This is a genomic window from Winogradskyella sp. PG-2 (genome assembly GCF_000828715.1).
Lineage (GTDB): Bacteria > Bacteroidota > Bacteroidia > Flavobacteriales > Flavobacteriaceae > Winogradskyella.
In genome coordinates this window covers 662,919-675,000 of the sequence record NZ_AP014583.1, presented here as the reverse complement: position 1 = coordinate 675,000, position 12,082 = coordinate 662,919, and the positions used below count along the sequence as shown (strand labels likewise).

Here is a 12,082-nt window from a genome sequence, read left to right as displayed (position 1 = left end):
AAATTCCTTGTCGGGTAAGTTCCGACCTGCACGAATGGTGTAACGATTTGGATACTGTCTCAGCCATGAGCTCGGTGAAATTGTAGTATCGGTGAAGATGCCGATTACCCGCAGTGGGACGAAAAGACCCCGTGAACCTTTACTATAGCTTAGTATTGGCTTTGGATAAGTAATGTGTAGGATAGGTGGGAGACTTTGAAGTGGCGTCGCTAGGCGTTGTGGAGTCATTGTTGAAATACCACCCTTTGCTTATCTAGAGTCTAACCTCTAATCAGGGACAGTGCTTGGTGGGTAGTTTGACTGGGGTGGTCGCCTCCAAAAGAGTAACGGAGGCTTCTAAAGGTTCCCTCAGCACGCTTGGTAACCGTGCGTAGAGTGCAATGGCATAAGGGAGCTTGACTGAGAGACATACAGGTCGATCAGGTACGAAAGTAGAGCATAGTGATCCGGTGGTTCCGTATGGAAGGGCCATCGCTCAAAGGATAAAAGGTACTCCGGGGATAACAGGCTGATCTCCCCCAAGAGCTCACATCGACGGGGGGGTTTGGCACCTCGATGTCGGCTCGTCACATCCTGGGGCTGGAGAAGGTCCCAAGGGTTGGGCTGTTCGCCCATTAAAGTGGCACGCGAGCTGGGTTCAGAACGTCGTGAGACAGTTCGGTCTCTATCTACTGTGGGCGTTAGAAATTTGAGTGGATCTGACTCTAGTACGAGAGGACCGAGTTGGACTAACCTCTGGTGTACCAGTTGTTCCGCCAGGAGCATTGCTGGGTAGCTACGTTGGGAAGGGATAAGCGCTGAAAGCATATAAGCGCGAAACCCACCACAAGATGAGATTTCTTTAAAGGGTCGTGGAAGATGACCACGTTGATAGGCTATAGGTGTAAAGGCAGTAATGTCATAGCCAAGTAGTACTAATAACCCATAGGCTTATTGTACGGCAGTTTTTTTAGAGTACATATTATTTATTCATGAATCATTTTTCAATATGTTAAGATATTAGTGTTTTTAACTACACATCATAAAGTCTTTAAGCTAAGCTTAAGGATAAAGATTTAAGGTGGTTATAGCGACGGGGCTCACCTCTTACCATTCCGAACAGAGAAGTTAAGCCCGTTTGCGCCGATGGTACTGCTATTTGTGGAAGAGTAGGTCGCCGCCTTTTTTGTGTCAACAAAAAGTTGATATTTATTTAAACCCTTACTATTTATTTAGTAAGGGTTTTTTTTGGTTTTGGTCAGTATAGTTTTATTAAAATCATCAATTTTATTACCTTGAGATTAATCTCTAAATAATTTATGAAATTAAATAAAGAAATTGATCTTGTCTGGAAATTTGTCAATAATACAAATAGAAATATTTTCTTAACAGGCAAGGCTGGAACAGGAAAGACTACCTTTTTGCATAAGTTAAAGATGCAATCTCAAAAAAGAATGGTTGTTGTTGCACCAACTGGTGTTGCGGCTATTAATGCTAAGGGTGTTACAATTCATTCTTTTTTCCAAATGCCTTTTGGTCCTATTCTGCCTGATACTAATTTAAATTCTTCATCGGGTTTTATTAGAAAGTTTAGTAGAACAAAGATTAATATAATTAGGTCTTTGGATTTATTAGTTATTGATGAGATTAGTATGGTTAGAGCTGATTTATTAGATGGGATTGATAAGACCTTAAGACGTTTTAAAAACAAAAATCTAATTTTTGGTGGGGTGCAATTACTTATGATAGGAGACCTCCAACAATTATCCCCAGTAGTGAAGGAAAACGAATGGAGATTATTGAGTCCTTTTTATAAGAATGCTTTTTTCTTCAGTAGTCAAGCATATCAAAATTCAAACCCAATTACAATTGAGTTAAAACATATTTATAGGCAAGAGAATCCATTATTTATTGATATTTTAAATGAAGTTAGAAATAATAGATTAAGTCAAACTTCTGCAAAACAACTTAATGAAAGGTACCACCCTGATTTTACTCCAAATGAAAAGGATGGTTATATTTCTTTAACAACTCATAATAACAAGGCAAACCAAACCAATAGGCAAGAGCTTGAAAAACTTAAAAGTAAATCAATAAGTTACAATGCAATTATAGAAGGTAACTTTCCAGAACATTCTTACCCTAATAAAGAAGAGTTGAAATTAAAAGTTGGGGCTCAAGTAATGTTTATTAAAAATGATAGTTCTGAAGAAAAACGGTATTTTAATGGTAAGATAGGAAAAGTAATTTTACTAGATGAAGATGAAGTAGTAGTTAACTGCCCAGATGATGATTTTAATATTATTACAAAGCCAGAGGTATGGGAAAACATAAAATATACTGTCAATTCGGAAACAAAAGCTATTTCTGAAGATAAGATTGGTAGTTATACGCAAATACCTTTACGTTTAGCTTGGTCTATTACTATTCATAAAAGCCAAGGATTGACTTTTAAAAAAGCCATAATAGATGCAGCAGGGGCTTTCGCTCATGGGCAAACTTATGTCGCGCTTAGTCGATGTAAATCACTAGAAGGTTTAGTTTTAAAAAGTAGGATTAGACCAAATCAAATCATAAGTGATAGTAATGTTATTTCTTTTAATAAAGATGCAGAAGCCAATCAGCCTAATGATGAGATTTTGCAAGAATCTAAGAGAATATTTCAATTGGATTTAATTTCAGAAGTATTTAATTTTTATAAATTTCTATATCCAGTAAATAGGATTCTAGATATGTATTATAAAAATAGAGGTAGTATAGAAGGTAATATTGAAGATTCTATGAATCGAATAAAAGATAGTGTAACTAATTTATTGAAAGTAAGTACGTCTTTCAATGCTCAATTAAAATCAATTGGAGAATCATCAGATATTCCTGAGTTTAATGAAATTCTGCAGAAACGATTTAGAAAAGCGATATTTTATTTTAATGACCAAACTAAATCAATAATAGAAGTCTCATTAAAAACTTTTGCTTATGCAACAGATAATAGAGCAATTGAAAAAGATATAAATAAGCAGTATGATACATTCGAAGAATTATTAGCGGCTAAGTTGTCATATTTTGAAGGACTCAAAGAGGGATTCAATGTGGAAAAGTTTTTAGATTTAAGAGCCAAATCTGTATTCTTAGGAAAAGATAAACCTAAGAAACAACGAAAAACTATTATTGATGGAACAACAAATGTTGAACTCTTCGCATTACTTAGAGAACTTAGAAATCAAATTGCAAAAAGAGAAGATTTAGTACACTTTCAAATTTTTACACAAAAGTCTTTATATGCTATCTGCGAAATATTGCCTACTTCTAAAGAAGAACTAAAAGCAATTCATGGTTTGGGTAAAAAGCGTATTGAAAAGTATGGAGCAGAAATATTACAAGTCATATTAAACTATTGTGATGAAAATGATATTGAAACCTCTAATGATAATTCAGTTTTTGAAGAACTAAAGCCTAAACGCAAAAAAGGAGATACTAATAAAATATCTTTAGAATTATTTAAAGCTGGAAAATCCATAGATCAAATAGCATTAGAGCGTGAGTTAAATTCAAATACTATATTTGGTCACTTGGCAGGTTTTATATCTTCAGGAGAAGTGAAAATTACAGACTTAATGCCTAAAACTCATTATTTAGAATTAAAAGAACTCATTCCTACTAAAATCTTTGAAAATCTGTCAGATTTAAAGCATCAAATAGATAATAAATTTTCTTATAGAGAATTAAGATTAGTTATGAATGAACTTTCTAAGAATTAACAAAGCTTCAAAATTAAATTCTGAAGCTTATGATATATGTTCAAATAAAATTATCCTTTTATTAAGTTGCGAGATATCACAATCTTCTGAATTTCTGATGTCCCTTCGTATATCTGTGTAATTTTAGCATCACGCATCAAACGTTCTACATGATATTCTTTTACAAATCCATTTCCACCATGAATTTGTACTGCTTCAACAGTATGCTCCATTGCTACTTTACTAGCATAAAGTTTTGCCATAGCACTAGACATATCATAATTATTACCTTGATCTTTATCCCAAGCCGCTTTCATCACTAACATTCTAGCAGCTTCAATCTCGGTATACATGTCAGCTAACTTAAATGCAATGGCTTGATGGTTACATATTTCAGTACCAAAAGCCTTACGTTCTTTAGAATATTTCAATGCTAATTCATAAGCTCCCGCCGCAATACCTAATGCTTGTGCTGCAATACCGATTCTTCCACCAGAAAGTGTTTTCATTGCGAATCTAAATCCAGATCCATTAGCTCCAATTCTATTTTCTTTAGGAACTTTTACATCATTAAATTGTAATGTATGCGTATCACTTCCTCTAATGCCAAGTTTATCTTCTTTTGGTCCTATATCAAAACCTTTCATTCCTTTTTCAACAATAAAAGCATTAATACCGTGAGAACCTTTATGTTTATCTGTTTGAGCAATTACTAAGTAAACATCGGAACGTCCTCCGTTTGTAATCCAGTTTTTGGTACCATTTAATATATAATGGTCACCCTTATCTATCGCAGTTGTCCTTTGAGAGGTTGCATCACTGCCTGCTTCTGGTTCACTTAAACAAAATGCACCTATACTTTCTCCAGTTGCTAACTTGGTAAGATATTTTTGTTTTTGTTCTTCAGTTCCGTAAGCTTCAAGTCCATAGCAAACTAATGAATTATTTACGGAAACCATAACTGAAGCAGAAGCGTCAATTTTAGATAATTCTTCCATAATTAAAACATAAGAAATGGCATCCATTCCACTTCCACCATATTTTGGGTCTACCATAATCCCCATAAATCCTAACTCTCCCATTTTACGGACTAATTCATCAGGAAATGTTTGCGCATTATCACGTTCTATTACACCAGGAAGTAATTCGGTTTGAGCAAAATCTCTTGCAGCATCACGAATCATTAAATGTTCTTCTGTTAAGTTAAAGTCCATATAAAATCTAATTTTTGATTTGATAAAAAATTCATGCTAAGATAAAGTTTTCTTGTGGTATTTTCAATAAGTAATACTATTTTTACTAATATGATAAAATCCAATTATAATGTCGTAGGAGTAATGTCAGGAACGTCTTTAGATGGTATCGATATCATATATACATCTTATCTGTATGATGGCGAATGGGAGTTTGAAATTAAACATTCAGAAACGGTTAAATATTCAGAGTATTGGAAATTCATTTTAAGTCAATTAGTGCATAAATCTTTGGATGAGTTGTATGAAATTGATAATGTATATTCCGAATATTTAGCAACTGTAATTTTGGATTTTATAAAAAGAAATGAACTTGAGACTATCGATTTTATTTCATCTCATGGACATACAGCATTACATCAACCAAAGGATGGGTTAACTCTTCAAATTGGTAATCAACAAATTTTAGCTGATATATTAAAATTGAAAGTTATTTGTGATTTTAGAGTAAAAGATCTTGAACTTGGTGGGCAAGGCGCTCCATTAGTACCAATCGGTGATCGATTATTATTTAGTAATTATGACTATTGTCTAAATTTGGGTGGTTTTGCGAATATTTCATTTGAAAATAATTCTAACCGTATAGCTTATGATATTTGTCCTGTGAATATTGTGTTAAATCATTATGCTTCAAAATTGAATTTAGAATTTGATGATAAAGGACAAATAGCTTCCAAAGGAAATATTAATGAAGTGTTGTTACTAAGGTTAAATAGCCTAACTTTTTATGATGAAAAACCACCAAAATCATTAGGTTTAGAATGGGTTGAAACCAATGTTTTTCCTATTATAGAATCATTAAACCTAGAAACTGAAGATACTCTTAGAACAATTGTTGAGCATATTGCTATTCAGATTTCAAAAAATCTAAATCAAAACGAAAGTAATGTTTTAGTGACTGGTGGTGGAGCATATAGCGATTTTTTAATGCGTCGGATCAATGAGCTTTCAAATTCTAAAATTATAATTCCAAAAAATAAAATTCTCGAATTTAAAGAAGCTTTGATTTTTGGACTTTTAGGAATTTTAAAAGAAAGGAACGAGGTGAATTGTCTTATGAGTGTAACTGGAGCGAAAAAAGATCATTCATCTGGTAAAATATTAATTCCTAAAAATCATATTTAATTTACCTTAAGCCTTTATTGTTTTTTATATTTGTTATAACTAACTAAACAATATCAATTGATTAAGAAATTACTTCAAACGTACGAAAATAAGGCACCAGAAATTGTGTTTCATTGGAATGATCCAGAAACAGATGCAGAAGGCTGGACGGTTATAAATTCACTCAGAGGTGGAGCTGCTGGTGGAGGAACGAGAATGCGAAAAGGCTTAGATAAAAATGAAGTTTTATCCTTAGCAAAAACTATGGAAGTAAAATTCACGGTTTCAGGACCTGCAATAGGAGGTGCTAAATCGGGTATTAATTTTGATCCTCAAGATCCAAGAAAAACAGGAGTATTAGAACGTTGGTATGCAGCTGTCTCTCCACTACTAAAAAGTTATTATGGTACTGGTGGAGATTTAAATGTAGATGAAATACACGAAGTAATTCCAATTACAGAAGAAAGTGGTGTTTGGCATCCACAAGAAGGTGTTTTTGAAGGTCATTTTAAACCAACACAAGCTGATAAGATTAATAGAATTGGACAGTTGAGACATGGAGTAATTAAAGTAATTGAAAACCCAAAATATTCGCCAGATGTTAATAAAAAATATACTGTTGCAGATATGATTACTGGTTTTGGTGTCGCTGTAGCTGCTAAACATTTTTACGATATTAATGCCGATTCAATAAAAGGTAAGCGTGCTGTTGTACAAGGTTTTGGTAACGTTGGTGCTGCTGCTGCTTTTTATTTTGCTCAAATGGGCGCTAAAGTCGTTGGTATAATTGATCGTGTTGGTGGATTGATAAACGAAGAAGGATTTTCATTTAATGAGATTACAGATTTATATCTCAATAAAAATGGAAATACACTTGTAGCTGATAACCTAATTCCATTTGATGAGATAAATAATAGAATTTGGTCTCTACAGACAGAAGTTTTTGCACCATGTGCTGCGTCGAGATTGATAACTCAAAATCAAATAGATCAGATGATTGACACAGGTTTAGAGGTTATTACATGCGGAGCAAATGTTCCTTTTGCCGATAAAGAAATTTTCTTTGGACCAATAATGGAACACACAGATCAGAAAGTTAGTTTAATACCAGATTTTATTTCAAATTGTGGTATGGCAAGAGTTTTTGCGTATTTTATGGAGCGCAAAGTACAAATGACGGATGAAGCTATTTTCAATGACACCTCTCGGGTAATTAGAAAAGCATTAAAAGAAGTAGATAAAAATAATTCAACAAAAATTGGTATTAGTGAAACAGCCTTTGAGACAGCACTAAAACAATTAATATAAATATCTCTTATATACTATGGAAACAGTTATAATTCTCGTTTTTGTTTTTGGCTACCTAGCTATCACATTAGAACACAATATTAAAATAGATAAATTAATTCCAGCCTTAGTAATGATGGCTATTAGTTGGGCTTTAATTTCTTTAGGTATTGATGATTTTTCTCAATGGTTTGATTCTGCCAAGCATAGCTTAATGGATAATTTTGGACTACTTCCACATGAAGAGAAAATGCATTTGATGGAAGAAACCTTGCTCCATCATTTGGGTAAGACTGCTGAGATACTTGTTTTTCTTTTAGGGGCAATGACAATAGTAGAGATTATAGATTACTTTGATGGATTTTCAACAATCAAAAATGCTGTAAACTTTAATAGTAGAAAAAAGTTGTTATGGATGTTTTCAATTTTAGCATTTATTCTTTCTGCAATTATTGACAATTTAACCGCAACAATTGTCTTAATTTCTATACTTCAGAAGATCGTAAAAGATAGAAGTATTAGAATATGGTATGCAGGTCTTATAATTATTGCAGCAAATGCTGGTGGTGCTTGGTCACCAATTGGTGATGTAACTACTACTATGTTATGGATTGGAGATAGAGTATCTACAGGTTATTTGTTTATGTACTTATTTATACCTTCATTATTATGTATGGTGGTGCCAACATTTATTGCATCAATGCTCAAGCCTTTTAAAGGCACTTTAGAACTACAAGCAGCTGATGATAAACCTAAGAATAAGTTTAGTTCTACAATGTTGTTTTTAGGACTTGGTGCTATTGTTTTTGTGCCAATTTTTAAAGTAATCACACATTTACCACCTTATGTTGGTATGATGTTATCACTCGGTGTTGTGGCCATATTTGCTGAAATTTATAGTAATTCTAAGTTTGCAATTTCTACCGTAACATCAGAAGAACATAATGAACATGCAAGCCATAGTCCTGTGCATCATTCCTTATCTAAAATTGAATTACCAAGTATTTTATTTTTCTTAGGTATTTTAATGGCAGTTGCTGCATTAGAGTCTTTAGGAATTCTTTTTGGTTTTGCTGGTTCTTTACAAGAAACCATGCCTATGTTAAGCACAGAACCTGCAGGAACAGCAGTTTCAGACTTAGTTGTATTATTATTAGGTGTTGGTTCAGCTGTAATTGATAATGTACCATTAGTAGCTGCGAGTTTAGGCATGTTTTCACAACCATTAGATGACCAGCTTTGGCATTTTATTGCCTATTCTGCTGGTACAGGTGGTAGTATGTTAATCATTGGCTCTGCTGCAGGTGTAGTGGCTATGGGAATGGAGAAAATAGATTTTTTCTGGTATCTAAAGAAAATATCTTGGTTAGCATTAGTTGGGTTTTTAGCTGGAGCTATTGCTTTTATGATAATGAGAGGAATACTATAATATACTTAAGCTAAAAACTTAACGTTATAACTAACAGAAACAACTAAACTTAAAACTTATTTTATGATATTACTAAGTAATATTCAAGATGGAGCAGAGGCATTAACTGATGGAGAATCAGTTGAAAAAACTTTATCTATAATTGAATTGATCACAAGTGGAGGAACCTCAGGTATGGTGATTATACTTATTCTATTCCTTCTTTTAATAGTCGCAACCTATATTTATTTTGAACGCATATTTGCTATTAAAGCTGCATCTAAGGTTGATTCTAATTTTATGAATCAAATTAAAGATCATGTAAGTAATGGTAAAATTGATTCAGCTCAAATGTTATGTGCTCAAGTTAATTCACCAGTTTCAAGATTAATTGGTAAAGGAATTACAAGAATAGGTAAGCCTCTTGAGGATATTAATACAGCAATTGAAAATGCAGGAAAACTCGAAGTTTATAGCTTAGAAAAAAATGTAAGCGTATTAGCAACAATCTCTGGTGTTGCACCGATGATTGGTTTCTTAGGTACAGTAGTAGGTATGATACTTTCAATCTTTGAGTTGGCTAATGCAGGCGGAACCATACAAATGGACGTTTTGGCTAGTGGTTTATATACAGCAATGACAACTACAGTTGGTGGCCTTATTGTTGGTATTATTGCCTATGTAGCCTATAACCATATTGTTGTAAAAACTAATAAGGTAGTTTACCAAATGGAAGCTAATTCTGTTGAATTTTTAGATCATTTAAACGAACCTATCTAATATGAACATTAGAGGACGAAATAAAGTAACTCCAGAATTCAATATGGCTTCTATGACCGATATTGTATTCTTGTTATTAATCTTCTTTATGATTGCGTCAACTTTAGTAACGACGAATGCGATTGATATCATTCTCCCAAAAGCAAGTGGGAAAACTGAGAATAAAAAATCTATTGCAGTGAGTATTAAAAAAGATTTGACCTATTATATCGATCAGAAACGTGTAGGTGTAAGTGTTTTAGAAAGTCAACTGAAATCTATAATGGCTTCTCAAGAGTCACCTACAATTGTTTTAAGAGCTGAAAAATCTGTTCCTGTGGAGAATGTTGTAAAGGTAATGGATATCGCAAACCGTAATAAGTTTAAAGTGATATTAGCAGTAAAGCCAAACTAAATGGCATTGTTTTTGGACTTAATTAAGTAAAGTATAGGAAATTGAAATATTTAGAGACTAAACATGAACGTAATTCAGCAAGAATCACTGCATTAATAGCATTGATACTTTTGTTGTTGTTATTTGTTGTAGGCCCTCAATATTTAGATCCACCAGAAGAATATGGTGTTGCAGTTAACTTTGGTACTACAGATTTTGGAAGTGGAAATAAACCACTTAGCGAGCCTAGAAAAGCAGTAGAAGAAAAAGTTGTTGAAGAATCAGAACCAGAAGAATCAAAGGTTGAACCTACAGAGACGACCACAAAGACTGAAGAGGTGATGACTGAAGAGAATGCTGAGGCTATTGCTATTAAAAAGCAAAAAGAGGCTGAGGCTAAAGCTAAGGCTGAAGCAGAACGTATTGAGCGTATAAAGCGTGAAGCAGAAGAAAAGAAACGGAGAGAAGAGGAAGAAAAAAAGAAAAGACTAGATAATCTTATAGGTGGTGTTAAAAATTCAGATGGTAATACTGATGGAGGTGAGGGACCTGATAACCAAGGTGGAAATAAAGGGCAATTAGACGGAGATCCATATGCGCCAAGTTATTTTGGTGGCTCAGGACCTGGAAAAGGTGGAGTTGGATTTGGTTTAGGAGGAAGAGGAAGACCATCAAAAAGAATTTACAAGCAAGATTGTAATGAATATGGATTAGTCGTAGTAAAAATTGAAGTAAATAGAGCGGGAAAAGTTATTAAAGCGGAACCAGGAATTAGAGGGACTACAAACACGCATCCTTGTTTATTAGAACCTGCTAAGAAAATTGCACTTTCCCATAAATGGCCAGCTGATAGTGACGCACCTGCTAGACAAATAGGTTTCGTAAGTATTAATTTTGATGTTGGTCAATAACTTATGAATTATCAAGATACGGTCAATTGGATGTTTCAGCAACTACCAATGTATCAAAATAAAGGCAAGTCTGCATTCAAAAAAGATTTATCTAATACATTAAAACTTTCCAAACATTTAAATGAACCACAAGATGGGTTTAAATCAATTCATGTAGGTGGAACTAATGGAAAAGGTTCAACAAGCCATATGTTGGCTTCAATACTTCAAGAATCTGGTTACAAAGTTGGTTTATATACATCACCACATTTAAAAGATTTTAGAGAGCGTATTCGGATAAACGGTAAAGTAGTAAGTAAACAATTTGTTATTGGTTTTATAAAACGAAATAAAGCTTTTTTCGAAGCTAACAATTTATCGTTTTTTGAAATGACTGTTGGTATGGCCTTCGATTATTTTAACAAGAAAAAAGTTGATATTGCTGTTATTGAAGTCGGATTAGGTGGAAGATTAGACTCTACAAATATTATAACACCAGAATTATCAGTGATTACAAACATAGGTTTTGATCACATGAATGTTTTAGGAAATACACGTCAAGAGATTGCAAGTGAAAAAGCCGGAATTATAAAAAAAGAAATTCCTATAGTAATAGGTGAAACTCATCATGAAACTGAATCTATTTTTTTAGGGAAGGCAAAATCAGTAAATACAGAAATCTATTTTGCAGACCAATTAATAAACGAGGTTTTGGAAAGCGATTTAAAAGGATTATATCAAATAAATAATATAAAGACTGTCATGAAATCAGTTGAAATATTAAAAGAATCTGGATTTAAAATCTCTCAATCACAACTAAAAAATGGACTTCTTAATATAAGTAAGAATACTAGTTTAAAAGGTAGATGGCAAACTTTAGCTACGGAACCAAAAATTATTTGTGATACTGCCCACAATAAAGAAGGCCTAACTTATGTAATAGAACAATTGCAGTCAGAGAATTTTAATCAACTTCGTATAGTCTTTGGAGTAGTTAACGATAAAGACTTAAACTCAATAATACCTTTACTACCTAGGAATGCAGTATATTATTTTTGTAAACCAAATGTGCAACGAGGATTAGATTCCAATAAGTTAAGATCCATTTTTAATGAGAATCAATTAATCGGTCAATCCTATAATAGTGTAAATGAAGCGCTTGATATGGCAAAATTAAATGCTGAAAAAGAAGATTTAATATATGTAGGAGGTAGCACTTTTGTGGTTGCTGAAATAATTTGATTTTTTTATAAAAAACCTTTTGAGGTTTT

General features: G+C 33.1%; 9 protein-coding genes and 2 rRNA genes (1 of these 11 running past the window's edge). 10 read left to right on the top strand and 1 reads right to left on the bottom strand.

Translation table 11 applies throughout. From position 1 onward, the window contains the following. The 3 genes from WPG_RS03100 to WPG_RS03090 all read left to right on the top strand — a co-directional run. A 23S ribosomal RNA gene (locus tag WPG_RS03100) occupies positions 1-938 on the top strand (it extends 1,886 nt beyond the left edge of the window). 118 nt (positions 939-1,056) lie between these two features. Beyond that, a 5S ribosomal RNA gene (gene rrf, locus WPG_RS03095) occupies positions 1,057-1,165 on the top strand. A gap of 133 nt (positions 1,166-1,298) precedes the next feature. Continuing rightward, positions 1,299-3,737, top strand: a complete 2,439-nt coding sequence (locus WPG_RS03090; protein ID WP_045469227.1) for an HRDC domain-containing protein — start codon at positions 1,299-1,301, stop codon at positions 3,735-3,737. A gap of 50 nt (positions 3,738-3,787) precedes the next feature. Here WPG_RS03090 and WPG_RS03085 read toward each other — a convergent pair whose 3' ends face one another. Next, a complete protein-coding gene (locus WPG_RS03085; protein WP_045469223.1) occupies positions 3,788-4,930 on the bottom strand; it encodes an acyl-CoA dehydrogenase in 1,143 nt (380 codons plus the stop codon). Between the two features lie 90 nt (positions 4,931-5,020). On the opposite strand from WPG_RS03085, the gene WPG_RS03080 reads away from it, so the two are divergent. The 7 genes from WPG_RS03080 to WPG_RS03050 all read left to right on the top strand — a co-directional run bounded on the left by WPG_RS03080 (position 5,021) and on the right by WPG_RS03050 (position 12,053). Then, positions 5,021-6,094 (top strand): anhydro-N-acetylmuramic acid kinase, encoded by a 1,074-nt coding sequence (locus tag WPG_RS03080; RefSeq protein ID WP_045469220.1) that lies wholly within the window; start codon positions 5,021-5,023, stop codon positions 6,092-6,094. 60 nt (positions 6,095-6,154) lie between these two features. Next, positions 6,155-7,381, top strand: a complete 1,227-nt coding sequence (locus WPG_RS03075) for a Glu/Leu/Phe/Val dehydrogenase dimerization domain-containing protein (protein WP_045475108.1) — start codon at positions 6,155-6,157, stop codon at positions 7,379-7,381. 16 nt (positions 7,382-7,397) lie between these two features. After that, the gene (nhaD, locus tag WPG_RS03070) at positions 7,398-8,789 is read left to right on the top strand and encodes a sodium:proton antiporter NhaD (protein ID WP_045469217.1); all 1,392 of its coding nucleotides are present in this window, start codon (positions 7,398-7,400) and stop codon (positions 8,787-8,789) included. A gap of 63 nt (positions 8,790-8,852) precedes the next feature. Next, complete coding sequence (locus tag WPG_RS03065) at positions 8,853-9,548, top strand: MotA/TolQ/ExbB proton channel family protein (protein WP_045469214.1); 696 nt, start codon at positions 8,853-8,855, stop codon at positions 9,546-9,548. A gap of 1 nt (position 9,549) precedes the next feature. Then, positions 9,550-9,942 (top strand): ExbD/TolR family protein, encoded by a 393-nt coding sequence (locus tag WPG_RS03060; protein ID WP_045469212.1) that lies wholly within the window; start codon positions 9,550-9,552, stop codon positions 9,940-9,942. Positions 9,943-9,983: 41 nt separating this feature from the next. After that, the gene (locus WPG_RS03055) at positions 9,984-10,832 is read left to right on the top strand and encodes a hypothetical protein (protein WP_045469210.1); all 849 of its coding nucleotides are present in this window, start codon (positions 9,984-9,986) and stop codon (positions 10,830-10,832) included. 3 nt (positions 10,833-10,835) lie between these two features. Next, the gene (locus WPG_RS03050; protein WP_045469207.1) at positions 10,836-12,053 is read left to right on the top strand and encodes a bifunctional folylpolyglutamate synthase/dihydrofolate synthase; all 1,218 of its coding nucleotides are present in this window, start codon (positions 10,836-10,838) and stop codon (positions 12,051-12,053) included. The last annotated feature ends 29 nt before the right edge of the window (positions 12,054-12,082 follow it).